The organism is Paenibacillus provencensis, from assembly GCF_042678545.1.
Classification (GTDB): domain Bacteria; phylum Bacillota; class Bacilli; order Paenibacillales; family Paenibacillaceae; genus Paenibacillus; species Paenibacillus provencensis.
Genome location: NZ_JBHTKX010000011.1, coordinates 18,858 through 44,349, shown reverse-complemented (window position 1 = coordinate 44,349; position 25,492 = coordinate 18,858). Strand labels below are relative to the sequence as shown.

The following is a 25,492-nucleotide window of genomic DNA, read 5'->3' as shown; positions in this document are numbered from 1 at the left end:
CTCCTCTCAAGACACTTAAATTATTTTAACATAGCCATTCTGCCCTTCTCAACAAAGGGAGGAACGTCATCCTTACTCAATGGCTGGGATATCAGCTAGTGTAAATTTCCGGTTTCAAAATCCCGATAAAGGGTAGGTTCCGGTATTTCTCTGCATAATCCAAACCGTATCCGACTACAAATGCATCAGGCAGCACGAAGCCTGTGTAGTCAGCCTCCAGATCGACTTTCCGGCCTGAAGGTTTATCAAACAAGGTTACCACCGTGGTTGACTTGGCTCCTCTGCGCTGCAGAAGATCAATTAGATGGGTAAGTGTAAGACCGCTGTCAATGATGTCCTCCACAATGAGGACGTCACGGTTCTCAACGCTAGCGTCAAGATCTTTAATAATTTTGACAACACCTGACGACTTGGTAGAAGCACCGTAGCTCGAAACGGCCATAAAGTCCATCTCAACTGGAACGGTTATGCTCTTCACCAAATCAGCCATAAATATAAACGCGCCTTTAAGTACACAAATGACTAAAGGATTGCGATCTGCATATTCCTTGCTCAGGATTTCTCCCAATTCCTTAATCTTGTTCTGAAGCTCTTCTTCACTAATCAATACTTCTTGAATATCGTTCTGCAACGTCGCGAACCTCCTAAGTTATACTATGAAAGTCATACCTGCACCATTACTGTCACTCGGGCCCACTAAAGTTCCTCCACCAGCATTCGAATGATGGACGTGGAATCTTCACTTACCGGGAAATGAATCGAGCGACGTACGCCCGGAATCCAGATGATGTTTCCGGCACCATCGCATATTACGGGAATACGAGAACGCAGGGACGGAGGAATTTTGGCATCTATAAAAATATCTTTAACCTTTTTGCTTCCGTTTAATCCCATCACTTTCATGGTATCTCCAGGCAATCGCGAACGAATCGTAAGCGGCCATATGAATGTATTCGCATCAAACAGCGCTTCACTAGCAGAAACCGGCCTGGATCGATTACCCAGACAGGATAAATGAAGTCTTGTGCCGATTTCAGTAAGATCCAATTGAGTGTCTCCATCCAAGAAATCCAACTGGTAACTATAATGCTCTAATACAGAAGACCTCTGGGAAGAAAAAATGATATTATCATATTCCCGAATGCAAACAATTCCTTGGCCAATATCGTGGCTCCACGTGGTGGGCTCATGCTGAACCGCACCTCTGCGAATGGTTTCAATCCTCGAAAAATCAACAAAATCATCGTTCGAAGGCAGATAATTTAATATTAATTTAATCAACCTCCGTTGTAAAGCGACATGTAGCTTCTTAAAATCAGTCACTTTAAAGGTTAGGTTGCCCTCTGAATTTCGAACCATTTCGGAATACGTCTGCCGGGAGATGGTATTCATATAATCATCTTCAACACTCATGACCTCAGCCAAGCGATTAAGTGACTCCGTAAGCTGATCATTATATTGCCCCAAATAAGGAAGTACATCCAGTCTAATCGCATTTCTTCTGTACTTCGTGCTCATATTGCTGCTGTCAATAACATAGGGCAGATCATATTGTTCACATTGATGAACCAAGTCCGTCTTGTTAATACGCAAACAAGGACGAATAAGTTCCACGTTTTTTTCAAAACGTTTAATTTTTATTCCGGTGAGTCCCGAAGGACCACTCCCCCTCAGCAAATGAAGCAGAACTGTCTCCGCCTGATCATCCGCATGATGAGCCAGAGCAATACTATCCGCATTGTATTTGGCAGCTATCTGATGGAGAAATTCATACCGCTTCTCTCGCGAAGCATCCTGTGCGTTCCTTCCGCTGTCTTGGACATACTGGGGTATATTTACCCTTGTCATCTCGAACGGAATCAATAGAGACTCGGCGAATTCCCTCACCATCTCCGCCTCCTGATCAGACTCTGCCCGAAATCCATGATGAACATGAGCACAGATTAGTGTAAGCGGTGTGTGATATTTCGAAATTTGATGCAGAATATGTAAAAGAGCCACAGAATCCGCTCCTCCGGATACTGCGACCACGATCCGGTAACCCGGCTGCCATAAATCAAAAGTCTCTGCCGTTTCCAGCACCCGAAGTGCCGTATTGCTCAGCTTGCTGCGTCCTTCCATGCTGCTCCTTCTTTCTATAAATCAAGGTTAGCCTATGTACCCCTAAAACACATCAGCGGAGCAGGAACATAATAGCTCCAGCCATGATTAGAGCAGATAATGCAAACGATGGAATTAACCACCTAGGAGCGGGCTCAGATCTGGACTCACTTTGCCGTTTAACTGGTCCATACACATGCTTCTTCCAATGCAGAAATGCCATTTCCGCATTTTCAAATTTTCCTTGTACTGCTTGTCCAAGCCAGCCTTTATATGGAGAGAGCCTCTCGCTTCGCAGAATCAATGCAGACAATGGACCCATTCCCCTTAACTGGGGAAGACTTTCTCCGGCAAGCCGCTGTAGTTCATCCCCCTCCAAGAGATGAATCAACAGGAGAGCAAAGGAGAATACGTCATATCCAGGATCAGCCACGCGGCTTCCCGCGTTCCAGTATCCCCTATCGTACCATTCTGTAAACTGTTTAGCACTGCGTCCGGCAGGACTTACTCCGCCGTAATCAATGAGCTCAACCTCCCCATACCGGGTGACAAGTACATTTTGCGGCTTTAGATCACAGAATATAAAGCCCATGCGATGCAGCTCGGCCAGCTTCTTCAGCAGCCTTAAACCTGTTATCGTTATCCAGTCCGAGCCATGCTTCCGAATAAAGTGATGAATGGGTTCGCCTCTAACATACTTCATCACGTAGAAAGGAATATCGGTACCATTGATTCGATAATCATCCACTTCCTTAAGATAGGAAGCGGACTTGCGTCCAGCTTGAGAATATTGACTTTCGAGCGATGTCAGGACATTAATTTCTGACTGCAAGTCTACTCCATTAAAGCCCATCTTCAACGCATACCGGCCTCCACCCGGTTCACGCTGAACCAAATAAACGATCCCGTTTGCTCCCTTACCCAGCGTTCTCAGGATAACATACTTGCCCTGTTTCCATTTGCCGGTTACCACTGTTCCAGGAGAAAAATCAGGACCCAGCGGCATAGTCACCCAGCATCCCTTCTTTAGTCCCTTGATCATAAGATATAAGCTCGTGTTCGTTTAGTGTACCATAACGGTAATAATCCATCACCTTTAATATTGCGGGTCCTGTAGGGGTTGCTCCCCTCATCTGGAGTCTGTTAAACATCGAGCGCAGGGCATAAACATCCTCAGTCCAAGGTATATCAATGACAGCCTCCTCGCCCCCATGCTTTCCCGGAAAGTGAAATACAGAAATTTGACTTATACCTTCACGCGCTTGAAGGCTCAGCATCAAATCTCGGATTCCTTCCTCGACAGCCGGAAGCTTAGGCTTCATGCTCGCGCTTGCATCAATTAGAAGCGCAACCTGCAAGGGAGTCGTTTCACTTAAGTTGTCCATTACCTTCACAACCTCCGCGCGCTGATGCGGTGGAAGCTCGGATAACGTCCCTTTTCCCAAAATTTGCTTCAACTCTTTATTAACCGCCATTTCAATGGTCTGAACCACGGTTTTGCGTGTCATCATCTGCATCGTCTTCGCCAAATGAGGCGTACCGACGATTCGGCTGATGCCTCCGCCTGCCTTCGCGATTTCATCTATTTCCTGACTTCCCAGCTCTCCAATGGTCCCATAATCCACTACGCCAACCACATTGACGGTAATGCCCTCCTCCAAGGCATGAGCCGCTGCAAGAACCGGACTTGATCCAACATTCGAACATCCATCTGTAATCAGCAAAATCTGCTTCATCATTCATTCCCCTTTCAAATCAACTGGATTATTCCTATTATTTCCAGTATTGAATTGATTCAAACGGGGGGATTTTTTTCTTCTATATAATAGGTCCTGATCAGCTGACGGTTCTTGGTCGCTCCATTCGATCCATTCCCGGAATTCGGAGTGTTGACCATTCAGGTCTGAAGTGATCGATTTTGCCGACCACAACGGTCATGTCATCATGAATTTTATTTTGCTGATAACGAATAACTCTCTCTAGTAGAATATCGGCAATTTCCTGTGGATCTTCACTATCCAGCTCCTGAATCATCCGCTTCATCCACAATTCTTTATTCACCGCATAGCCGGGCGCATCATAGATGCCATCGGTCATCATAATGACGATATCCCCCGGGTTCAGCTGGATACTGACGAGATCGACCTCAATATCTTTAATAATCCCTATCGGCAGGTTGCTGGCAGATACGGGAATGACCTCATCCCCTCTCTTAATGAAGCTGGGTGTCGATCCGATCTTCAAGAAGGTGGACTGGGCAGAATACTGATCGATCAGTGCCATATCCACTGTGGCATAAATCTCTTCCGGAGACCGCAGCATCAGAATTGAATTGACAGACTTAATTGCTAGCTTCGCATCCATCCCGGATTGAAGAAGCTGCTCCAAGATATTAAGAGCTGTGCTGCTCTCCATTCTCGCTCGTTCACCATTGCCCATTCCATCGCTTAACGCAACAGCAAAAGTTCCATTCCCGAGCTCGACTGTGCTGTAGCTGTCACCAGACAAGAGTCCTCCTCCCTTGGCTGCGCCAGCTACGCCTGTTGTCACTTCATAGGTTTTTGCCGAACCGAAGGTAACGGTCGCCAATCCCTGTTTCGGTAAAGTCATGACCTCCTCTACTACAGCAATATGTTCATCAAGAATATCGGACAGCAGTGGTGCAATAATTTTTCGGCATTCATCAAATCCTCTCGTATAAGCATGTACAATCTCAATCTCGACATGACCTGCGTCCAGGTTAATGATGTCGATGCTGTGAATGGATAAACCGAGCTGCTCCAAGGCGGAACGAATCTGATCCTCCTGCTTATGCATAATCGTTGTTTCGCGCTGGATCTCACGTGCCAGGTCCTCCATTACCTGAGACACGCCGGACAATTGCTCGGCAACCAGCACACGGCTGTCGTATATTTGCCGCTTCCATTGCATATTATCTTGGTATAGCCCATATTGACGCTTCATCACCTCTAAGACAGCATCCGTCTTGGCACATGATTTAGTCCAGGATGCAGGAATATCCCTCGCTTCAAAGTCTGGATTCTCTTCAATCGCCGACATCATTTCCGTCATGTACTTATAAGTCTGATAGAACTTGCCGTCCCAACACTGAGACTGCTTGAAGCAAGCAGCACAGGTCCCGTCAGCCACAGCATTCATAAAATGCTCCATATCCTGTTGTCCTTGCTTGATCTCAGGTGCCTCCGACATCTGATCAAAGCTCTTAGACAGCTGCTTAAACACCTGTGAGAACCGGGTTACTCGTTCAGCTGTCAAATCCCGAATCCGCTTCGCATATTCATGCTGATTATGGCTGTGGTCCTGCGTCCCAGGCACATATTTCGATATGACATTTAATATACTCTTCGGTGTCAGCAAAAAGAGCAATATTGCGGCACAGCTCTCATAGGTTGATGTGATCACATCTCCCGTTCCGCCTAGATAAATGGCCAGAATGGAGGAGCCAAGCAGCATCCCAAGCGAGACAGCCAGCTTCTTTCCTTCCTTCAGCATCCCCGCCAGCATGCCGGAGAAAGCAAGCAAGCTCATCTGATATATCGCTGACATATTGGCAAGACTCAGAATTAGTCCCGTGATTACCCCGACCGATGCGCCAAGCGGTGCACCTCCCATTAGAGCAAAGACAAGAATAAGATATCGTGACAGCACATTCTCAGCGGATAGATTATATACCGTAAAACCGACAGCCCCTGTCATGACGGATGCCAGTAGAATTATAAGACACAGGATCTCCTCGCTGCGGAGGTTTACATTTTTCTTGCGATAAGTGAACACGGGAATGGCCTGAATAAACACAAGGGTGAGCACGAAGCTGAGTATGGCATCGATCGTCATCATTAGGACCGCGTACCATGTGAATGAGGGTCCGATCAGGACGGTAAACAAATTGACCATAAAGGCTGAAATGAATACCATCACCGGTGCGTAAGACAACTCGGTCTTGCCAAAAGACGAGAGCCCTCGATAGAGGAGATAGAAAATACTGACCTCGGCGGCGATCGTAAATAGTGTGGGATAGGGAGCGAAAAAGCCTCCGGCCAGAATAGCGATCCCTACCGGGAGCAGAAAATCTCTTCTCAGGAACATAATGACGGCGAAGTAGGCTATGGCAAAAGGAGATAACTCGTCCAATATCATAGCCTTGCCGAGCAAAAAACCCATTACCGTCAGCAGAATCATCCATTTCTTCTCCGCAATGAACTGTACGGCCTTCAGCGATCCCGCCCAGGATTTTATTCTCGTGCCTGCTTCTTTACGAATGGCTTTGCCTCCTTTGCCTGTTCTCAGTCCAGGGAAAGGTATTACATTCCACTTGTCCATTACTTTGGCACCCCAATCGTTTGATTTGATGGTACCCATTATAGTCAGCTTGTTCTGTGAAAGTTTGTCAGAAACACAAACCGTGCCAAAAGAAATTTCCGACAAAAATAGGGAGTGTGCGAAAGTTCAGAGAAGCGTAGGCGAATGAAGCAACGGTATAGGCTTGTCCCTTTCTGTTCGTATCAAATTCGTATGTATTTGCCGGATGCGCAAGTCTTCTGTCCGCCTAAATCTGCTAGCGATATGAAAAGAGAATACCGGAATTCGCTTGAAACCTGTCGGACGATTCCTCACAAGCGACAAAAAAACCACAGACTATAAAAAGTCTGTGGTTCTTCTATACGATACAATCTATGCGTAAGATCAGGTTGATAACTTACATACGTTTCGCGCCGCGGCCTCCACGTTTACCTTCAGTGTTCTTCTTCAGCGACGAAATTCGCTCTTCACTGTCTTTCAGGAAGCGTGACATTTTATCCTCGAATGAAGGCTTGCCAAACGAAGGCTTGCCGGCAGAAGGTTTGTAAGGACGCCCTCCCCGTTCACGATTGTTATAGCTACTGCCGCCACTACCGCTGCTGCTGCCGCCGCCGAATCGTTCTCTGTCTCCACCAGTACGTTCCGGTCTTGGTGCTCTTGGTGGACGAGCCTGCTGTTGTACTTCACCTGCAGGGCGATCTACTGCCTGCTTAATGGAAAGTCCAATTTTGCCGTCTTTATCAACGTTAATGACCTTAACGGTTACGACGTCATTAATCTTCAGGTGATCATTGACATCCTTAACGTAATTATCGGCGATTTCCGAGATGTGAACGAGACCCGTGACACCTCCTGACAGATCCACAAATGCTCCAAAATGCGTGATGCCTGTCACTTTGCCCTCTAACTTGGTGCCCACTTCAATTGCCATAGAATAAAATGATCCTCCCTTAAAATTATACAACCCGATTTTTGAATCTGTTGCGGTATGTCAATTATACCTTATGCCCCAAAGCAAGGTCAACTGAGCCGACGCCTGCTTTGCAGCCTATTTTACGGTTATATTTGCATCAAATACCAGTAATTTTGACTGAATGTGATGTACCTGCCTGTCCTATTCATCTACTGGATAAATTGGTGTTTCACCCGGCATAAACATCCCGTACTTCTTCCGTGCCAGCTGCCCGATGTATTCAGGATCCTTCAGCCGCTCCACTTCATTGGACAGTTCGGTCTTCTCCTTCTGTGCCTCAGCATTAATCTTTGTCGCCTGCTCAAGCTTGGCACTCTTGTCCGCCATTTGAACAGATTGACTATAGAAAGTGTACACTGCCCACCCTGTAAAGCAAACCATAAAGGTAAGCCACAGCATGATTCGCCTGCGTGCCCCCGTAGTTGTTGATTTATGGGCGTTTCCTTGAGATGTACTTCGAATATGGCGCCCAGACGGTTTACTCATCCGTGGAACCTCCTTCATCATAATCAGGGCGATCTAGAACCAATAGGTCCACCACTCTTTAATTCGAACCCATACACGTTGCAGCCACATCGGCGTCTTCCATCTGCTGAGGAGTGGCCGGAGCGGCAAATAAAGCAGCTTCAATATCGGTCTGATCAACTGGTACAGCATCCTGATAATAAAAATAAACGCAGCCATTATAAATCCGAATAAAATGCGCAGGACTCTTATAATCCCTTTGATCGGAAGAACAAACAATACATTTAATATCCGGTAGATGCCGTATGCCAAACGTTTTACAATTCCAATTAACATTACCACAAATTTTTGAATCGTAACACTTAAAACCAAAAAATAGATCCAAACCCCTATGAACAGACCTAAAAAGACATAAAACCTCAAGTCTCCATGGTTAACTGTATAGAGTGTTCGAAATATAAATAAGGCTGCGATCAGCCAGTACATCAGATCAAGAATATGGATGCTCCACCGCGGAAATCTTAACTGACCCGACAGTACCCGGTAACTGTCATACACGATTCCCATAATCCCTCCGGAGAGGAGCATCCATCCCAGCGTAAGCCATTGAAGCTCAGGATTCATCGAAACAGCTTGCCAAGAAGCCCCTTGCCAGATTTAGCATTAGAACCGGGATCTAGATATACAAGGGAGCTGACGTACCCTTCAATTGAGAGCAATCCTTCCTCCAAGCTGAGGTTCTTAATATGTAAATTGTTGCCCCGAATTGTCAGATGACCAAGCTCTGTCTTCAGCAGAAATTCCTCGCTGTCAAAGCTCTCTACATTCATGACACCCGTAATATCGAGCAGCTTCCGATTCTGAATCGTCATGCTGTGCTGTTTCAGCTTCGTTTGTTCCATCATGGCATGTACCCCTCCCTTCTTACACCTAGCTTATGGGCAAGATACACAGATTAGAACATACCATGAATAGAAAAAAGCACTCTATCCAACCGAGGGATAGAGCGCTCTTCTGTTATGTTGACGGCATTTAAAAATCAAGTCCATTATTCTTGGCGATGGCTTCTTCCTTCACCACAGAGAATAAGCTGGATGCCTCTTCCTTACGTGTGCTTTCGGCTAATCTTTCGACGCGAACAGTAACGAGCTTCTGCCCGAATTGGACCGTAATCTCGTCACCCACCTTAACACTAGTGCTAGGCTTAGCTTCGCGTCCATTAATCAGCACTCTCCCCTGCTCAGAGACATCCTTCGCCACGGTACGGCGCTTAATCAGCCTGGACACTTTAAGAAATTTATCAACACGCATTTACTTTACGGCTTCTTTAAGTTTATTACCCGCTTTAAAAGCTGGAACGTTAGAAGCAGGGATTTCAATCGCTGTTCCTGTTTGCGGGTTGCGTCCCGTACGTCCGGAACGTTTACGAGTTTCGAAAGTACCGAAACCGATCAATTGAACTTTATCCCCACCTGCAAGTGCATCTGTAATTTCACCAAGGAAATTGTTAAGTACAGATTCTACGTCTTTTTTAGTTAATCCGCTCTTTTCAGAGATGTTGTTGATCAGATCTGTTTTGTTCATGTTTAAAAGCCTCCCAAATTAAAGAAAATGATACGCAACTATAGTGGAGCGTATTAACGCTGTCCTGTCACGTAACTTTACTATGTTTTCTATTCTTGCTTATACCGGAAAAATCCTTCTGTGATGGATCTTTTTTTGTGACATGCCCGGTATTTGTCCCATGGTTTGATCAAGAATACGATATTTTAGGGGCCATTGTCAAACAAGGCCGCCTCAGCAAAATAGGAATGCTATTCCAATTCCCTGTTCGTTGAATCCATTTCTCACAATACCTTTGAGTTGTGAACCATGTTCCATCAAATGTCTTTCAGCACTTTCTTTGCTTCCTGCCAGTATCCTTCCATCTCGTCTAAACTGCTGTCATGAACCGTTCGTCCCTGCTCTGCCAGCCGCTCCTCGATGTAGCGGAATCTGCGGCTAAATTTGCGGTTGACAGCAGACAACGCCTCTTCCGGGTCAGCATCAATGAACCTTGCGATATTAACGGACGCAAACAGGATGTCACCCAGCTCAAGCATTTGCTCCTGCGGAGACTGCCCTTCGGCAATAGATTCCTTCAACTCAGCCAGTTCCTCCTCGACTTTAGCGATGACGCCGCTCACGTCATCCCAGTCAAACCCGACTTTGGCCGCTTTCTTCTGCAGCTTGTATGATTTCATTAATGCCGGGAGATCTCTTGGGATGCCTGCCAGGGCCGATCTGTCTTCGCTCTCTTGACCTTTGCGCTTCTTCTCCTCCAGCTTCATCGCTTCCCAGTTTGCAAGCGCCTCGCCCGCATCCTCTGCTTGATTATCGCCAAAGACGTGCGGATGACGGAAGATCAGCTTATCATTCAACGTTTCAATCACATCATACACGTTAAATGAGCCTAGCTCTTCCTCCATTTGGGAGTGAAGCATGATTTGCAGGAGCAAGTCTCCGAGCTCCTCCTTCATGTGGTCCGGATCATCATCATCAATGGTTTCGAGCACTTCATAGGTTTCCTCGATCAGATTCTTACGGATCGAAGCATGGGTCTGTTCACGATCCCATGGACAGCCTTCCGGACTGCGAAGAATGGCCACAATCTCATGCAAGCGACTGAAGGTACGTCTCCGGAGCTGCTCATCGTATCTTCTCGGTACATAAATCAAGGAGAGATTGCCGTATCCCTCTACCCGATCGAGCTCATATAATGGAACTTCATGAATTTGCTCCTGACCCTCCACTCCAAGCGCATGGCAGGCATATACAAGGGTATCGTCAGGATAGACCTCCATTAGGCTCAGCTTCACATCAGAAGCGGTAAACATATCATATACCTGTCCTATTACCGTATGAAGCTGGGGATGAAACAGGCTTGCGTCAATGACACCGGCATCGAGCAGCTGAAATCCTTCTATCGGATCAAAGCCGAGTCTTGTGAAGGCTTCATCCAGGAAGCTCTCCCCACCGAGCACAGTCAGCTCGATTCCCCGCTCCGGGCAACGCTCCTTCAGCAGACGAACTGTAGCTTCCGCTACCATGGGATGCCCGGGTACAGCGTACACAATTTCTTCCCCTGCGGCCGCTCCGGCTGCCAGGTTCACCAGCTCCTCCGTTATGGCATCATAGACTTCGGGAAAAGAACTCTTGGCTTCATATATATTATCGAAAGAAGCAATCGTTAATTGTAGATCTTTCAGATCATTAAACACGGGATGATCGAATGTCCGTGCATAGATACGCGCAGCTTGCTTCAACCTCTTCAGTATTCCAAGCGTCAGCTGGTCTTCTCCTCCCGAACCAAGACCAACAACCGTGATCGCTCCGCTCATAAGCATTACCTCCAAAATAGTTTAAGTCGTATTTACTATAACACAGCATACATGCAGACATCAGATGACAGGCAGCAGCCACAATAGCATAGGGGGATTGGGATCACCCTGTGCTTGTCTTGCTCACAGCAGCTTCATCTTCTGAAGCAGCTGAGTGAGCTTCGCTCCCTTCGGCAGCACGGCAATCTCTGCTGCCGTAATCAGCTTCGTGCGGATGGCTCCCAGCACGAAGACAAGGACGCCTGCAGAGACGCCAAGCAGGCTCTGGACTAGCGCGGTGATCCTTCCATCCGCGCTAAACCCGGCGGCGCTTGTGCACAGCACAGCAGCGCCTGCGGATACAACCGCCGCGAAGGCTGCCATAGCGGCGGTAACCAGCGCCGGCTTGTATAACGCGGCGCTCAAGGACACGCGCAGCTGCAAGAGTCTTGCCAGCAGCAGCGTGTTCATGGCGGCTGCCGCTGCAAAGGCTGCCGCGGACGAGATTGCCGCTCCGCTGATTCCGAGCGGCGGCACGAGTATAAGGTTCAGCAGCGTCTTGATCGCTGCTGCCGCCAGCATGATGAGCGCAGGCGCTTTGGCGCTGCCGAGTCCCTGCAATAAGGCTGCGGCGATGACGCTAACGGTGCTCCCTGCAGCAGATAACGCGAGTATACGAAGCGTCATTGTTCCTTCTGCATTCATATACAGCATACGGTTAATAGGCTCTGCCAGCACCAAGATGCCCACGCTAGCAGCAAGGCCAATCAGCCAAAACCACTTCAAAGCCAGGCTGCTGTGTCTTTGGATTCCGGCTTGATCCTGTCTGATCTTGGCTTCTGCCAGAGCGGGAACGAATAATACTGATAACGATGTAGCCAGCATAGTGACAAGCTGGACAAGCGGCAATCCCCGATTATAAATGCCGAACGTCTGCATCGCTTCCAGATCGTTCAGCCCTTCTTGCTTTAACAGACGGGGGACGGTAAAGGTATCTACCATATTAATTAGAGGCACGGCGACTGAGCCAAGAGCAATTGGGATCGCATACCTCAGTACGGTACGGAGCAGCGCGCCCGTGGATTTCCTCTCCCGGTCCAAAGGCTGCGCCCCTATACGAGCACTTTTCTGACTTTTTCGAAATCCATTTGAGCGAGATCGTATCAGCCAGAATATCCACATGACGACAAGACCTGCCGCGCCTCCTGCTGCTGATCCCAGCATAGCACCAGCGGCAATACCCTCTGCACCGACGCCATAACCCATGAGCACAAATAATAGAATCAACATGACGGTCACACGTATCGTCTGCTCCGTAACCTGGGACACGGCGGTCGGCACCATGTTCTGAAGCCCTTGAAAGTAGCCTCTCAGACCTGCCATCACGGGCACGAATAATAGGGAGAGAGAAGCTGCCCGTACGGATGCAATCACCTCGCTGTTATCGATCAGGCCTCCAATAAGCGGTGCACTCCAATATGTAAGCACACAGAGACATCCGCCTATGATGGCAAGCAGTATGGTGGTCGCCTTCAGTACTCTTCGGCCTTCCTCTTCGTCTCCTCTTGCTTCTGCCTCTGCCACAAGCTTGGATACAGCAATAGGGAAGCCTGCGGTCGCCAGTGTAACGAGCATGATATAAAAGGGATAGACTGTGTTGTATATACCAAATACGCTGTCCCCTGCGATATTTTGCAGCGGGATCTTCTGCAGTGTTCCAATCAGTTTGGACAAGATGGCAGCGCTGCTCAGAACAAAAGCCCCTTGAAGCAGCTTTTTGCTTGAATCCGATGAGTTCATATATGTATACCTGCTTTGTTCTATAGAATGAAGGTGAAGTATATGAACCTTATTATACGAGCATTTCGCATAAATCCCAAAACAAGCTTCAAAAAATGCAAAAAACTCCTGCCTATAGGAAGGCGGGAGTTTTTCTAACACACTACTGCTCCATTTGTTTTCCAAGGAATGCGGCAGCAGTTTCAGCCATTTTGGTCTCTAGCTGAGACATTTTAGTGGATTCGTCCTTGTTGTACATAATGACTGCACCAATCGGATCTCCTCCCGATATGATCGGTGCCACTACATAGGAAGACAAAGGTTCGATATGATCTTTAGCTAATTCATAAGATCCGTTGCTGTTCTCAAGCAATGTCTTGCGGTTATCCATTGACGTTTCTAACATATGACCAATCTGCTTATCCAAATATTCCTTCTTGGATCCGCCTGCCACCGTAATAATCGTATCCCGGTCTGAGATTAACGTTACATGGCCAGTGCTTTCATACAGTGATTCTGCATACTCCTTCGCAAAATCCCCCAGTTCTCCAATTGGAGAGTATTTCTTCAGAATGACCTCGCCGTCACGGTCAACAAAAATCTCGAGCGGGTCTCCCTCGCGAATTCGCAAAGTACGGCGAATCTCTTTCGGAATAACCACACGACCAAGATCATCAATACGGCGGACGATACCAGTAGCTTTCATTTACATGTTGCCCCACTTTCTCGAGAAGATTTTTCAACTACTGTTCCTTTTTATGAGGAGGGTCCAGGGTAGTTAAGTGTGATTTCTATATAGAGAGAACTAAAGAAAAATATGTTCATCACGGGTAACAGACCAGCCTTTTGTGAAGGGACCCCTAGCAATAACTTTAGGGTCAGTCCGGCCACCAGATCCACCTCTGATCAAAATAATGACGATGCAGAACTTTAGTTCAATCTATCTAGACCATAGTATTCTTCTGTTCCCAGTTCCTTATACATGAAATATACAATAAGTTCCTAAGTGCAAGATCCGTTGAAATAAAAAAGAAAAGACGCAGTTTCCCGCGCCTCTATCTTGTTCTTATTTTCCATCTGTATTCGATTCTGTACTCTCGCCTTCTGCTCCTGAATCTGCTGCACCTTCATCGCCTGTCGATCCTTCTTCAGAACCTTCAGATCCAGCATCAGTGCCCTCAGTCCCTTCAGTACCTTCTGTTCCTTCCGTCCCCTCTGTACCTTCTTCAGCAGCCGGATTCGCAGGTAGTGTAATCTCGCCTTCAATGACTCCATCCACTTCATTCGTCATAAATTCCTGAATTTCTGTGTTGACGACAGAGCTTTTGAGCAGCTTCGTTTGCGCTTCTGTCAATTCTTCAAGTGTTGGCTCTGTACGTTTCTCAACCTTAATAATATGGTAGCCATAATCGGTCTCGACCGGCTCTCCAATGACACCTTGCTCTTGAGTTTTTGCTGCTTCCTTGAAAGCCTCTACCCAATTCGTAACTGGTGTGTCCTCATACAGCCCGCCATTTTCCGCAGATCCCGGATCTTCGGAGTATTCCTTGGCGATAGCAGCAAAATCCTCACCTTTATCCAGCTTGGCTTTTACTTCCTTCGCAAGCTTAAGAGCTTCCCCTTCTGGGCGTGCTTCACCTGACTCAGGATCCGTATTGCTGATCAGCACATGACGAACACTTGCTGTAATAAATTGATCTTTATTGGCTTCGTATTCTGTCTTGACCTGCTCGTCGGTTACATCCTGTGATTTGTACTCAATTAAGCTCAAGACACGCGTCATATAATTCTTAAGCTCGTCCTCTGTTACTTCGTAATCCTTAAGCATTTGATTCCAGGCTTCATCTCCGCCAACCTGGGTTTTCATTTGAGTGATCTGGGCTTCTGCCTCTTCAACGCCTTTTTCCCCAGCTTCTTGAGATACGTCTTTACTCAAATATTCATATGCTACCTGCTGCTTCACAAACATCTCGCGCATTTCATCCATTTGCAGGTACGCCGCAATCGTTGGATTCATGAACTCCATAATCTTGAGCTCTGAATTGAATTCTTTCTCCGTGATTTCGCCGCCTTTATATTTAACAACCACACTGCTCGTGTCGCCTTCAATTGAATTATTGAAACTGGTGCTGCCTCCTCCAGTATCATTGCTTCCGCATGCAGCCAGAAGAGATATCGATAGAGCGCCGACAGCCGTCACCGCGATCGTCTTCCAGGTTTTTCTGTTATTTTGCAACATCCTGTAGTTCCCCCTTTGATTTGAATGCATCCTTCAAGGCTGCAAGAAACTTCTCTAATGTTTGGAGCAATTCTTGATCACTCAGACCCTTGCCTTTAACATGTACGATCATGCTTTGTCCTTGTTCAAATTGTACACGTCTTTCGAATTGATTGCCAATCCGTGCTAGCTTTGCACCATCCACCGCTTTTTCGCGTCCTTCATAGAACTTCACAGAGATTTGATCACCGCGCTGTACAATCGTCTCGATGCCATACTTCTTGCCATACATTTTGAGTCTGGCAACGGACAGCAGATTCGTGACGGCTTCCGGCAGATCGCCAAACCGATCAACCAGCTCATCCTCAAGCTCCATTGCATCATCAAATGCAGCCAGAACCGCGACCTTTTTATAAATCTCGATCTTTTGAATACTGTCATAGATATAATCAGACGGCAGATAAGCATCAATACTGATATCGATCGACGTGCTCCAGCTCTGCTCCTGCGGTGCTTCTTCGCCGAGCATCGTTACTTTACGTCTATTAATCTCTTCTGACAACATCTGAGAGTACAGATCGAACCCGACAGAGGCGATGAAGCCATGCTGCTCCGCACCAAGCAAATTCCCGGCCCCGCGGATAGACAAGTCGCGCATCGCAATTTTGAATCCAGAGCCAAGCTCTGTGAATTCCTTAATGGATTGCAGCCTTTTCTCTGCTACTTCGGTAAGCACCTTGCCTCTTTGGTACGTAAAATAGGCATATGCAATTCGGTTCGAGCGCCCTACCCGGCCGCGCAGCTGATACAGCTGGGACAAGCCCATTTTATCTGCATCATGTACGATCAAGGTATTTACGTTTGGAATATCTACCCCGGTCTCGATGATACTCGTGCTGACAAGCACATCAAATTCGCCATCAAGAAAATCGAGAATTGTTTTTTCCAGTTCAGATTCGGTCATTTGTCCGTGACCAACCCCCACTCTTGCCTCAGGGACAAGTGCGGAAATCTCTGCTGCCATCTCCTGTATACCTTGTACCCGATTGTACAAATAGTACACTTGACCGCCTCGTGCCAGCTCCCGCTCAATCGCTTCACGAACCAGCGTTTGACTATGCTCTACAACATAGGTTTGTACGGGGAACCTGTTCTCTGGCGGTGTTTCAATAACCGACAAATCCCTTACACCCAGCATCGACATATGCAGTGTTCTCGGAATCGGAGTCGCTGTCAGTGTAAGCACATCGACATTTGTCTTCAGCTTCTTCAGCTTCTCTTTATGCGTTACACCGAATCGCTGCTCCTCATCCACGATTAACAACCCGAGGTCCTTAAACACAAGATCCTGAGAGAGCAGTCGATGTGTACCAATAACGATGTCAATAGTTCCTTGCTTAATCCCTTTAGCGGTCTCGTTCTGTTCTTTGCGTGTACGGAACCGGCTAAGAACGCTGATATTAAACGGATACCCGGAGAAACGCTCGCGGAACGTCTCATAATGCTGCTGTGCCAGAATCGTCGTCGGCACAAGCACGGCAACCTGTTTGCCTTCAATAGCCGCCTTGAATGCAGCACGAATAGCGACCTCTGTCTTACCGTAACCTACATCTCCACACAGCAGTCTGTCCATCGGACGACTTTGCTCCATATCCTTCTTGATTTCCTCAATAGCTCGGACCTGGTCTCTCGTTTCGTCATACGGGAACATGTCCTCGAATTCCTGCTGCTCAGCCGTATCCTTATCGAACGCATACCCCGGAGAGGATTGCCGCTCCGCGTAGAGCTTAATCAGGTCATCTGCTATATCCTGGACTGAGCTGCGGACTTTATTTTTGACACGAGTCCACTCATTCCCGCCCAGCTTATAGATCTTCGGCTCCTTCTCTTCGGAACCGACATATTTCTGAATGAGATCAATCTGCTCAATCGGAACAGACAGCTTGTCGCCGCCTGCATACAAAATATGCATGTAATCTTTATGGATACCGCCTACTTCAAGTGTGCCGATACCCATATACTTACCGATTCCATGATTTTGATGTACTACGTAATCTCCAACCTTGAGCTCACTATAGCTCTTGATCCGTTCTGCATTGTCCACATTACGCATCGGCTTTCGTACTTTACGCTGTTTCTGAGAGAACATCTCTCCCTCTGTGATGACAGCCAGCTGGATAGAAGGCATTTCAAATCCGCTCTGCAGATTGCCAATGACCATGTTTGGCTCATGGATGTCATAGTCCTGCAGCACTTTGCGCATCCGGTCAAGCCGTTCCTCTCCGCTAGCCATCATAACTACGTTGACTCCAGCTTTTTTCCAGCGCTCCATCTCCGCCTTGAGCACATTCATTTGACCATGGAAATCCTGCATACTGCGGCTGACCATATTCAGAATGTTCTGTGGCTGTGTGTTTGGTACCTGACGCAGGAAAATTGATACAAATAAAGTCTGGAACGGCCGATGGTACAGCACCTCATCATGGTCAAGCGAGAGCGTAAGCTGCGGCAGCGTTTTGCCATTTTGCAGCAGATGAACACTCCATTCGGATTCGTCGCGTTCGAGCTGCTTGCCCGTCTCCAGAAGTCGTGCCGGCTCATCCATGATTAAAATGGTATCCTCAGGCATGTAGTTATAAATGGTTTGCTTCTCAGGGTACAGCTCTGTTACATATTTATATATCTCCGGAAAATAGACATGCTCACGCAGCAGCTCGATTTCACGATGGATCTCCTCGCGCAGACGCAGCTTCGCTTGGCGATCCGTTGTTTTGTCGAGTTGCTCTTCAAGCAGAATGGCAGTTCGATCTGCAGCCTGTTCCATTCTCTCCTGACTTGCAATCAGTTCCTTACACGGTGTTATAACCACTTGCTCTACTCGGTCAATTGACCGCTGATCTGCGGGATCAAATGTCCGTATGGAGTCAATTTCATCATCAAACAGCTCAATACGATAAGCCAGCTCAGCAGTGAGTGGGAAGAAATCGATAATTCCTCCACGCACACTCATCTCACCTTGTGATTCAACACGCTCAACGCGTTCATATCCGAGCTCAACCATACGCTTGAGAAAATGCTCCAGCTCAATCGTCCCACTCTGCTTAAGGGCGATCTCTGCATTAGCTATCACCTGCGGAGCAGGCAGGTAGCGTCTAGCACCAGAGAGCGGAATCACAACAATGCCCCGAAAACCGGCTGCACACTTCAGTAAAACCTCAATGCGCTGAGCAAGTGTTTCAGGACTGGAAATCGCTGCTTCTGCAGCAATTAATTCATTGGCCGGGTAGAGCAGCACTTGGTCAGCGGAAAGCGCTTCCTGCAAGTCTTCTGCCACTTTCTGTGCCGCAAACATATTATGTGTTACCACGAGCATCGGTCGATCCAACTGTTTATGCATAGCTGCCATCATTACCTGGCGAGCTGAACCCGATAATCCGGAGATAAGCTGCTCCTTCATTCCTGACCGAATACCGGAAGTTATCGATTCAAAATCGGAATCTTTAGTAAAAGCTTCAATAAGTGCTTGTAGCAAAAGGGGCACCTCTCTTATAACTTACTTTACTATTAATATAACCTGTAACGGTTATACAACTGTAAACATATGGATAATGAATCTGATTTTATCATAATCTTTTTTGACTAACCTTACCAGCAAAAGTGGAGAGGCCGCAGTCAGATAACTGAAAAAAAAGCCTCAGCAAACGCTGCCAAGGCCGCAAGGCTGGATGCATAATTCCCATCCTTAAAGCACACTGTTCTATGCTTTTTGATTCCCAATTAACCGCTATTGCAGCGGGCTTGTTAACAGACTAAGCTCTGGGTTAACCAGTATAGCCTCATTACAGTAGTCACACGTAATGTTTACCAGCATTTCGCCTTTTGAATTATAGGCTATTATATCCCTTCGTTCGGCAGGGGTCAAGAAATGAAGACCCAGTCTTGCTTCTGTTACTTCGGATGAATCAATCTGTCCGATTGAAGTTCCACAATGCCTGCAGACATAATGAATTGGCATACTCAATACCCTCCTGAAAAGAAATGATATCTTCTATTCTTTCCAGAAATCACGAGTTTATATAATCCATTGAAAATCCTTCTGTAATTCAATTGATTCAGCTCGGCTGATTCAATTGAATTTCAATGTATATTCAGTTGATTCAGCCCCGCTGATTCAATTGAGTTACAATCTATATTCAGTTGATTCAGCCTCAACGATTAAATTTCGCCATCGTCCGTTCAAAAGTATCCTTCATAGCATACTCGAGGGCGTCACAGGTTGCTTCAATCATAGATTGGACGGCCTCCTGCTCCTTCTTCGCAAACTTAGACAGAACATAATCTACAATTGCGTAGCCTGGCTCCGGTCTCGAAATGCCCATACGAACACGATTGAACTGCTGTGTCCCTGTATGCTGAATAATGGATTTGATTCCATTATGGCCGCCGGCACTGCCTTGGTATCTGAGCCGAATCTTGCCCACTTCAGTGTCCATATCATCATAGACTACAATGAGATCTTCAAGGGCAACCTTATAATAATCCATATATGCTCTGATCGATTCGCCGGAGAGATTCATATACGTCATTGGCTTAATCAGCACAGCCTTCTCCCCTTGTATCATTCCTTCTCCGATGAGAGCCTTGCACTTGCTCTGATTAATAGTGATGCCATGGCGATCTGCCAAAGCGTCGAGTGCCATGAATCCTATGTTATGCCTCGTCTTGGCATATTCGGAACCGGGATTGCCAAGTCCCACTATCCATTTCATATGAGAGGCTGCCTCCTTCATATTTCATATTGCTTCCTTGCCAGCGCACAAATCTTGAACTACCAATTGGACTTACACGCAGTTTCACTTTACAATAAAAACAATTGTTCAGATTCGATCAGCATAACAGCAAGAAAGGATGAACCGGTCATGCGCCATGATATTGAACGTTTAACGCAGCCGTCCCAATTTCAGCACCATTTGGAACAGGCCATACCGGTGCAAGTGTATGACCACGGCAACCATGTCGAGATCGGATACATTACTATTTATGATGAGTACTTTGTTGAAATTAACGGTGCTCTGTTTAACCGATCTCATCATCAGTTCATTTCAAGGCCCGGATATTAAATAACCGGGATACGCCGACAGGGGTTACATTGTCGTCCTAGACGACAACGTAACCCCTTTTTCTTGTTTCATGCAGATCTTTATTCGATTTCAAACAATTTACTAATCGACAATTCCTCGTGAACCCGAATAATGGCTTCGCCAAGCAATGGAGCGACGGATAAGACATTCAGTTTCTTCGTTGGATTCGGATGTGTAATTGGAATCGTATCCGTTACAACAACTTCCTTCAGCGGTGAATTCTCCAGACGCTCCATAGCAGGGCCTGACAATACAGGATGCGTACAGCAAGCGTACACTTCTTTGGCTCCGCCTTCCATAAGTGCGTTGGCACCCAGCACAATAGTACCCGCAGTATCGATAATGTCATCGATCAAGATCGCTGTCTTGCCTTCAATATTACCGATAATATTCATAACTTCACTCACGTTAGGCTCCGGTCTGCGCTTGTCGATGATCGCAAGCGGAGCGTTCAGGAAGTCAGCCAATTTACGTGCGCGTACAACGCCGCCATGGTCAGGAGACACGACAACAGGATTCTCAATTTGCTTGGAACGGAAATACTGTGCCAAGATCGGAACCGCCAGCATGTGGTCTACCGGAATATCGAAGAAGCCCTGAATCTGCATGGCGTGCAGGTCCATCCCGATGACGCGTGTCGCTCCCGCTTTTTCAATCAGGTTAGCTACAAGTTTAGCTGTAATCGGATCTCTTGAGCGTGCCTTCCGATCTTGTCTTGCATATCCATAATAAGGAATGACAACATTGATCGTTTTGGCGGATGCACGCTTCAAGGCATCAATCATAACCAGCATTTCCATCAAGTTGTCGTTTACAGGGGCACAAGTCGACTGAACAATGTAAACATGACTGCCACGTACACTTTCAGACAGCTTCACTTGAATTTCACCGTCGCTAAAGCTAGTGGTACGGGACTCACCCATAGGAATACCAATGTAATCAGCAATTTGGTGTGCGAGCTTCGGGTTCGAGTTACAAGTAAATATTTTTAATTTGGAATCAAAATAAGTCATAAAATAAAAAACCTCCGTGCTGGTTCATTGGAATCTATTTTTAGATCTGCTGTGTCTAAACGTCGGCGCTGCTTTATCGCGAAATGCAGCAAAAATTAGGATTTAACGTTATTCTTCTTGGCTTTCGCACGTCCGCGAATCTTCTCTGCATAGCCAGGTTTATTCTCTTGACGGGTTCTTGCAATAGCAAGGTCATTCTCCGGAACAGCATGCGTAATGGTCGAACCTGCAACAACATAGGCGCCTTTACCTACTTTGACAGGGGCAATCAAATTCACGTTACTGCCGATGAAGGCATCATCTTCAATTTCTGTGACAGCTTTATTATATCCATCGTAGTTCACAGTTATCGCGCCGCAGCCGATATTCACATTCTTACCGACATTTGCATCGCCTACATAGCTGAGGTGAGAGACCTTCGAGCCATTGTCAATGGTCGCATTTTTGATCTCGACAAAATCGCCAACCTTCACTTGTTCTCCAAGCTTGGTTCCTGGACGCAAATATGCAAATGGCCCTACGGTTGTTTCATTACCCACTTCGGCATCGACCAATACGGATTGTTTAACGGTAACGTTATCGCCAATAACACTGTTCTCAATATCTGTATTCGGGCCAATGACCGATTGCTCTCCAATCTTGGTGCTGCCCTTCAGAATCGTTCCAGGGTACAAGACAGTGTCTGCGCCAATCTCTACATCCGCACCAATATAGGTGGAAGAAGGATCAATAATCGTTACCCCGTTCAGCATATGCTTGCGAGTAAGACGTTCGCGCATAAATCCTTCGGCTTCCGATAGAGCTACACGATCGTTTACACCAATCGATTCTGCTGCATCATAAGTCATGAAGGCCTCAACTGTTTCGCCTGCTTCACGAAAAATACCGACAACGTCAGTGAGGTAATATTCTTGCTGTGCATTGTTGTTCGTTACTTTATCCAGAGCTTCAAACAATTTTGCATTGTCAAAGCAATAAGTGCCTGTATTTATTTCTTGAACTGCATTTTCTGTTTCATTGCAATCCTTCTGTTCAACGATCTTCATTACAGAGCCATCTTCGCCCCGAATCACACGGCCATAACCCGCTGGGTTGTCCATATGAGCGGTCAGAACAGTAGCTGCAGCACCGCGGCTTTCATGCAGCTGCATCAAGCCTTCAAGCGTTTCACTTGTAACGAGCGGGGTGTCGCCGCAAATGACAATCGTGGTTCCTTTCTCAGAACCTAGCAAATCCTTAGCCTGTTTAACGGCATGTCCCGTGCCAAGCTGCTGCTCTTGTAATACGTATTCTGCGGAAGCTCCCAAGTAGGATTGCACAGCCTCTGCTCCATGTCCTACCACGACAACGTTACGAGTCACGCCTGCACGTTTTACGGTATCTAGAACGTGGCCGACCATCGGTTTGCCGCATACAGGATGCAACACCTTATATAATTTGGACTTCATTCGTTTGCCCTGCCCGGCGGCAAGTACAATAGCCATTTTCTTCAACATCCCGACCTCCTGCGCTGAAATTGTAATGTTATCCATTCTGCTGTTACAGAACGATAAGGATCCCATTTTTCGTTCACTTTGAAAGGAATAACGGTCTAGTCAACATCAAATTGGGCACAAGCAAGCAACCCATAATCCAAATTATGGGAGATAATTGATTGGTGCTCCAATATTGCTCATTAATGAATATACTTCATTCTTGAAAAAAAGAAAAGAGAGCCATAAAATGACCCTCTTTTCTTTCGAACCCCAATAATGTTCTTAAGCGCCTTCTTCGATAACCTCTTCCTCCGTCGCAGCACGTTCGTATTCAGCTAAAACAGCCGCTTGAATCTTCTCGCGTGTACCGGAAGAAATCGGATGGGCGATGTCACGGAATTCTCCATCGGGAGTCCGTTTGCTTGGCATAGCAACAAACATTCCGTTGTTACCATCAATAACGCGAATGTCATGAACGACGAACTCATTATCGATCGTAATCGAAGCTATAGCCTTCATTCTCCCCTCAGAGTTAACACGGCGGAGTCTGACATCTGTAATCTGCATGTGTGTTCACCACCTTTTTCCATCGGAACTTGGTGTATAATTCCACACAGCATGCAGAAACTCCTTCTTTTTATTTCCATAAAAATATCCTAATTTAAGGAATTTTTTGAGTTTTGGTGCGATTCAAGGGCTATTCGACAAAACTTGCGAAAGATCGATAGAAATCCTTCTGCATCGGGGAAGTTTATGTCACTCGCTTCGATTGAAATAATTACCCGGTACTACCGTGATTTGTTTCGTTTTGGGATCCACAGCCGTCAGGGTTGCCAGTGAAACATAATCATGAAGCAGACGTTCTTCAGAATCGACTTCGCCCGACTCAACAAGCACGCCGACTCCTGCCACTTCCGCATTGAACTCGCCCAATAAGTCGATCATACCTTGCACTGTTCCTCCCGCCTTCATAAAATCATCGACGATGAGTACGCGAGACTTCTCTGGGAGTGCCCTTCTAGACAGGGACATCGTGTGCAGACTCTTGTGAGAGCCGGATACGTAATTGATACTAACAGCTGAGCCTTCTGTCACTTGATGATCTCGTCTAACTAGGACTACAGGAAGATTGAGCTGTGAGCCTACCGCATAAGCAAGCGGAATTCCCTTGGTCTCTACAGTCATCACGACATCAATGTTTCGTCCTGCAAATGCCGTAGCCATAATCTTGCCGATCTCGTTCGTGGTAGCGGGCTGACCAAGCAGATCAGACATGTACAAATATCCGCCAGGTAGAATCCGATCCGGCTGTTCGAGTAATTCACATATATTCTGTATGAAGGATAAAGAACGTTCGTAGGACATCTTGGGCATAAACTTTACCCCGCCCGCTGCGCCAGCGAGTGTCTGCAGGTCCCCCATTCCTTCATCCTCAAATACTTCTTTGATAATGGCAAGGTCTTCGCTGATCGAAGATTTCGCCGCACCATAACGCTCTGCAAAAGTCGTTAAGGGAATCAGTGTATGTGGTCTCGAAAGCAAATATTGTGTCATTTCTACTAAACGAGCGCTTCGTTTTAATTTCTTCACGTCGATTCCTCACGATCTATCTCCAAATCCGAATGTTTATAATTCAATATATCATTTTTGTACGTATTTGTACAACAATCAATTTGTTTTTATACTATAAATGGAAAAAACAAAGTTTATGTCAGTAATCTTACTGCATACACTTCTTTGCAAAATCCTCGCAGGCCATTATAAATCCTCGGCACCTTCGATTCTTTCGATACAAGACCGAAGACGGTAGGTCCACTTCCAGACATGAGAACTCCGTCAGCTCCGAGCTTAATCATGGCTTCCTTCAATTGGCCTACTTCTGGATGCAGCTGCAAGGTCACATCCTCTAATACATTACCCAGTTCCTTACAAACCCCTGCAAAAGACTGATTGCGAATCGCATCTTCCATTCTTTTGGCGGATGGATGTCTCTCAATCTGATCGCTGCGTACACGACCATATACCTCTGCTGTAGATACGTTAATCGGCGGCTTCGCCAGCACTACCCAGCATTGCGGTGGATTCGGAAGCTGATGAAGCTTCTCTCCTCTTCCTGTAGCTAGTGCTGTTCCTCCTGTTATACAAAAAGGTACATCCGAGCCGAGCTCCGCACCCAGGAGCCTCAGCTCTTCATCAGATATACCAAGACCCCACAGCTTGTTTAAACCTCTCAGGGTTGCCGCAGCGTCACTGCTGCCGCCTGCAAGACCGGCTGCGACGGGAATCTTCTTATCCAGGTGAATGTATACACCTTTCTTGACATCGTATCTATCCTTCACCAGCTTGGCAGCCTGGAAGGCCAAGTTCTTCTCATCCAGGGGGATATATCCCGCCTGACTTGATATCATGATTGTATCCCGCTTGATTTCTGACATTTCAATCCGATCAGCAAGATCAACCATGGTCATAATCATTTCTACTTCATGATAACCATCGCTTCTTTTATGTAATACATCCAACATCAAATTAATTTTCGCAGGAGCTTTTTCATAAATTTTCAAGGCGACTCACCCACCCTCAGCTATTCCCTCAAGACAACTTAACATATTATATCAAAAGCGGGCTGTCAAGTCATATTTTTACCTGCAC

24 protein-coding genes are annotated in these 25,492 nt (G+C 46.6%); 1 reads left to right on the top strand and 23 read right to left on the bottom strand.

Annotation, left to right across the window (positions count from 1 at the left end; translation table 11 throughout):
* Window positions 1-91 precede the first annotated feature (91 nt).
* The 18 genes from hpt to pth all read right to left on the bottom strand — a co-directional run bounded on the left by hpt (window position 92) and on the right by pth (window position 19,983).
* Window positions 92-631, bottom strand: coding sequence for a hypoxanthine phosphoribosyltransferase (hpt, locus tag ACFQ3J_RS25855; protein WP_091161511.1), 540 nt, complete (start codon window positions 629-631; stop codon window positions 92-94).
* Between the two features lie 65 nt (window positions 632-696).
* The gene (gene tilS / locus ACFQ3J_RS25850) at window positions 697-2,121 is read right to left on the bottom strand and encodes a tRNA lysidine(34) synthetase TilS (protein ID WP_251584761.1); all 1,425 of its coding nucleotides are present in this window, start codon (window positions 2,119-2,121) and stop codon (window positions 697-699) included.
* Between the two features lie 52 nt (window positions 2,122-2,173).
* The gene (locus ACFQ3J_RS25845; protein WP_379294333.1) at window positions 2,174-3,112 is read right to left on the bottom strand and encodes a serine/threonine protein kinase; all 939 of its coding nucleotides are present in this window, start codon (window positions 3,110-3,112) and stop codon (window positions 2,174-2,176) included.
* Complete coding sequence (locus ACFQ3J_RS25840) at window positions 3,090-3,836, bottom strand: VWA domain-containing protein (protein WP_251584791.1); 747 nt, start codon at window positions 3,834-3,836, stop codon at window positions 3,090-3,092. The genes ACFQ3J_RS25845 and ACFQ3J_RS25840 overlap by 23 nt, the downstream gene beginning before the upstream one ends.
* A gap of 100 nt (window positions 3,837-3,936) precedes the next feature.
* Complete coding sequence (gene spoIIE, locus ACFQ3J_RS25835) at window positions 3,937-6,441, bottom strand: stage II sporulation protein E (protein ID WP_251584759.1); 2,505 nt, start codon at window positions 6,439-6,441, stop codon at window positions 3,937-3,939.
* Between the two features lie 376 nt (window positions 6,442-6,817).
* Window positions 6,818-7,351, bottom strand: a complete 534-nt coding sequence (locus tag ACFQ3J_RS25830) for a S1 domain-containing RNA-binding protein (RefSeq protein ID WP_091161502.1) — start codon at window positions 7,349-7,351, stop codon at window positions 6,818-6,820.
* 183 nt (window positions 7,352-7,534) lie between these two features.
* Window positions 7,535-7,879, bottom strand: coding sequence for an FtsB family cell division protein (locus ACFQ3J_RS25825; protein WP_251584757.1), 345 nt, complete (start codon window positions 7,877-7,879; stop codon window positions 7,535-7,537).
* Window positions 7,880-7,912: 33 nt separating this feature from the next.
* The gene (gene yabQ, locus ACFQ3J_RS25820) at window positions 7,913-8,482 is read right to left on the bottom strand and encodes a spore cortex biosynthesis protein YabQ (RefSeq protein ID WP_251584755.1); all 570 of its coding nucleotides are present in this window, start codon (window positions 8,480-8,482) and stop codon (window positions 7,913-7,915) included.
* Window positions 8,479-8,763 carry a sporulation protein YabP gene (yabP, locus tag ACFQ3J_RS25815; RefSeq protein WP_091161497.1) on the bottom strand — a complete coding sequence of 95 codons (285 nt, stop codon included), beginning with the start codon at window positions 8,761-8,763 and terminating at the stop codon, window positions 8,479-8,481. The genes yabQ and yabP overlap by 4 nt, the downstream gene beginning before the upstream one ends.
* Window positions 8,764-8,890: 127 nt before the next feature.
* Window positions 8,891-9,169, bottom strand: a complete 279-nt coding sequence (locus tag ACFQ3J_RS25810) for an RNA-binding S4 domain-containing protein (RefSeq protein WP_091161495.1) — start codon at window positions 9,167-9,169, stop codon at window positions 8,891-8,893.
* A complete protein-coding gene (locus tag ACFQ3J_RS25805; RefSeq protein WP_091161493.1) occupies window positions 9,170-9,442 on the bottom strand; it encodes an HU family DNA-binding protein in 273 nt (90 codons plus the stop codon).
* Window positions 9,443-9,738: 296 nt separating this feature from the next.
* Entirely contained in the window at window positions 9,739-11,238 is a 1,500-nt protein-coding gene (locus ACFQ3J_RS25800) for a bifunctional methyltransferase/pyrophosphohydrolase YabN (RefSeq protein ID WP_251584753.1), read from the bottom strand.
* Between the two features lie 123 nt (window positions 11,239-11,361).
* Window positions 11,362-13,017 carry a putative polysaccharide biosynthesis protein gene (locus ACFQ3J_RS25795; protein ID WP_251584751.1) on the bottom strand — a complete coding sequence of 552 codons (1,656 nt, stop codon included), beginning with the start codon at window positions 13,015-13,017 and terminating at the stop codon, window positions 11,362-11,364.
* A gap of 142 nt (window positions 13,018-13,159) precedes the next feature.
* Window positions 13,160-13,702: a stage V sporulation protein T gene (spoVT, locus tag ACFQ3J_RS25790; RefSeq protein WP_091161488.1), complete on the bottom strand. Its 543-nt coding sequence runs from the start codon at window positions 13,700-13,702 to the stop codon at window positions 13,160-13,162.
* A 360-nt stretch (window positions 13,703-14,062) separates the two neighbouring features.
* The gene (locus ACFQ3J_RS25785; RefSeq protein ID WP_251584749.1) at window positions 14,063-15,235 is read right to left on the bottom strand and encodes a peptidylprolyl isomerase; all 1,173 of its coding nucleotides are present in this window, start codon (window positions 15,233-15,235) and stop codon (window positions 14,063-14,065) included.
* Window positions 15,222-18,746: a transcription-repair coupling factor gene (gene mfd / locus ACFQ3J_RS25780; RefSeq protein WP_379294326.1), complete on the bottom strand. Its 3,525-nt coding sequence runs from the start codon at window positions 18,744-18,746 to the stop codon at window positions 15,222-15,224. Before mfd ends, ACFQ3J_RS25785 begins: the two co-directional genes overlap by 14 nt.
* A 252-nt stretch (window positions 18,747-18,998) precedes the next feature.
* Window positions 18,999-19,229, bottom strand: coding sequence for an anti-sigma-F factor Fin family protein (locus ACFQ3J_RS25775; protein ID WP_091161483.1), 231 nt, complete (start codon window positions 19,227-19,229; stop codon window positions 18,999-19,001).
* Between the two features lie 193 nt (window positions 19,230-19,422).
* Window positions 19,423-19,983, bottom strand: a complete 561-nt coding sequence (gene pth, locus ACFQ3J_RS25770; RefSeq protein WP_251584745.1) for an aminoacyl-tRNA hydrolase — start codon at window positions 19,981-19,983, stop codon at window positions 19,423-19,425.
* Between the two features lie 150 nt (window positions 19,984-20,133).
* On the opposite strand from pth, the gene ACFQ3J_RS25765 reads away from it, so the two are divergent.
* Window positions 20,134-20,334 carry a hypothetical protein gene (locus ACFQ3J_RS25765; RefSeq protein ID WP_251584743.1) on the top strand — a complete coding sequence of 67 codons (201 nt, stop codon included), beginning with the start codon at window positions 20,134-20,136 and terminating at the stop codon, window positions 20,332-20,334.
* Window positions 20,335-20,414: 80 nt separating this feature from the next.
* Here ACFQ3J_RS25765 and ACFQ3J_RS25760 read toward each other — a convergent pair whose 3' ends face one another.
* The 5 genes from ACFQ3J_RS25760 to ispE form a co-directional block, all read right to left on the bottom strand.
* Complete coding sequence (locus ACFQ3J_RS25760; protein ID WP_091161480.1) at window positions 20,415-21,368, bottom strand: ribose-phosphate diphosphokinase; 954 nt, start codon at window positions 21,366-21,368, stop codon at window positions 20,415-20,417.
* Window positions 21,369-21,463: 95 nt separating this feature from the next.
* A complete protein-coding gene (gene glmU / locus ACFQ3J_RS25755) occupies window positions 21,464-22,864 on the bottom strand; it encodes a bifunctional UDP-N-acetylglucosamine diphosphorylase/glucosamine-1-phosphate N-acetyltransferase GlmU (RefSeq protein WP_251584741.1) in 1,401 nt (466 codons plus the stop codon).
* A gap of 261 nt (window positions 22,865-23,125) precedes the next feature.
* The gene (gene spoVG, locus ACFQ3J_RS25750) at window positions 23,126-23,410 is read right to left on the bottom strand and encodes a septation regulator SpoVG (protein WP_047914164.1); all 285 of its coding nucleotides are present in this window, start codon (window positions 23,408-23,410) and stop codon (window positions 23,126-23,128) included.
* 189 nt (window positions 23,411-23,599) lie between these two features.
* Window positions 23,600-24,433: a pur operon repressor gene (purR, locus tag ACFQ3J_RS25745; protein ID WP_091161478.1), complete on the bottom strand. Its 834-nt coding sequence runs from the start codon at window positions 24,431-24,433 to the stop codon at window positions 23,600-23,602.
* A gap of 116 nt (window positions 24,434-24,549) precedes the next feature.
* The gene (ispE, locus tag ACFQ3J_RS25740; RefSeq protein ID WP_091161476.1) at window positions 24,550-25,404 is read right to left on the bottom strand and encodes a 4-(cytidine 5'-diphospho)-2-C-methyl-D-erythritol kinase; all 855 of its coding nucleotides are present in this window, start codon (window positions 25,402-25,404) and stop codon (window positions 24,550-24,552) included.
* Window positions 25,405-25,492: the final 88 nt, after the last annotated feature.

Excerpts from the sequence above, each read along its gene's own strand:
- tilS (WP_251584761.1), bottom strand. The coding sequence starts at position 2,121 with ATGGAAGGACGCAGCAAGCTGAGCAATACGGCACTTCGGGTGCTGGAA.
- ACFQ3J_RS25840 (WP_251584791.1), bottom strand. The coding sequence starts at position 3,836 with ATGAAGCAGATTTTGCTGATTACAGATGGATGTTCGAATGTTGGATCA.
- spoIIE (WP_251584759.1), bottom strand. The coding sequence starts at position 6,441 with ATGGACAAGTGGAATGTAATACCTTTCCCTGGACTGAGAACAGGCAAA.
- ACFQ3J_RS25830 (WP_091161502.1), bottom strand. The coding sequence starts at position 7,351 with ATGGCAATTGAAGTGGGCACCAAGTTAGAGGGCAAAGTGACAGGCATC.
- ACFQ3J_RS25825 (WP_251584757.1), bottom strand. The coding sequence starts at position 7,879 with ATGAGTAAACCGTCTGGGCGCCATATTCGAAGTACATCTCAAGGAAAC.
- yabQ (WP_251584755.1), bottom strand. The coding sequence starts at position 8,482 with ATGAATCCTGAGCTTCAATGGCTTACGCTGGGATGGATGCTCCTCTCC.
- yabP (WP_091161497.1), bottom strand. The coding sequence starts at position 8,763 with ATGATGGAACAAACGAAGCTGAAACAGCACAGCATGACGATTCAGAAT.
- ACFQ3J_RS25810 (WP_091161495.1), bottom strand. The coding sequence starts at position 9,169 with ATGCGTGTTGATAAATTTCTTAAAGTGTCCAGGCTGATTAAGCGCCGT.
- ACFQ3J_RS25805 (WP_091161493.1), bottom strand. The coding sequence starts at position 9,442 with ATGAACAAAACAGATCTGATCAACAACATCTCTGAAAAGAGCGGATTA.
- ACFQ3J_RS25800 (WP_251584753.1), bottom strand. The coding sequence starts at position 11,238 with ATGAGCGGAGCGATCACGGTTGTTGGTCTTGGTTCGGGAGGAGAAGAC.
- ACFQ3J_RS25795 (WP_251584751.1), bottom strand. The coding sequence starts at position 13,017 with ATGAACTCATCGGATTCAAGCAAAAAGCTGCTTCAAGGGGCTTTTGTT.
- spoVT (WP_091161488.1), bottom strand. The coding sequence starts at position 13,702 with ATGAAAGCTACTGGTATCGTCCGCCGTATTGATGATCTTGGTCGTGTG.
- ACFQ3J_RS25785 (WP_251584749.1), bottom strand. The coding sequence starts at position 15,235 with ATGTTGCAAAATAACAGAAAAACCTGGAAGACGATCGCGGTGACGGCT.
- ACFQ3J_RS25775 (WP_091161483.1), bottom strand. The coding sequence starts at position 19,229 with ATGCCAATTCATTATGTCTGCAGGCATTGTGGAACTTCAATCGGACAG.
- pth (WP_251584745.1), bottom strand. The coding sequence starts at position 19,983 with ATGAAATGGATAGTGGGACTTGGCAATCCCGGTTCCGAATATGCCAAG.
- ACFQ3J_RS25765 (WP_251584743.1), top strand. The coding sequence starts at position 20,134 with ATGCGCCATGATATTGAACGTTTAACGCAGCCGTCCCAATTTCAGCAC.
- ACFQ3J_RS25760 (WP_091161480.1), bottom strand. The coding sequence starts at position 21,368 with ATGACTTATTTTGATTCCAAATTAAAAATATTTACTTGTAACTCGAAC.
- glmU (WP_251584741.1), bottom strand. The coding sequence starts at position 22,864 with ATGTTGAAGAAAATGGCTATTGTACTTGCCGCCGGGCAGGGCAAACGA.
- spoVG (WP_047914164.1), bottom strand. The coding sequence starts at position 23,410 with ATGCAGATTACAGATGTCAGACTCCGCCGTGTTAACTCTGAGGGGAGA.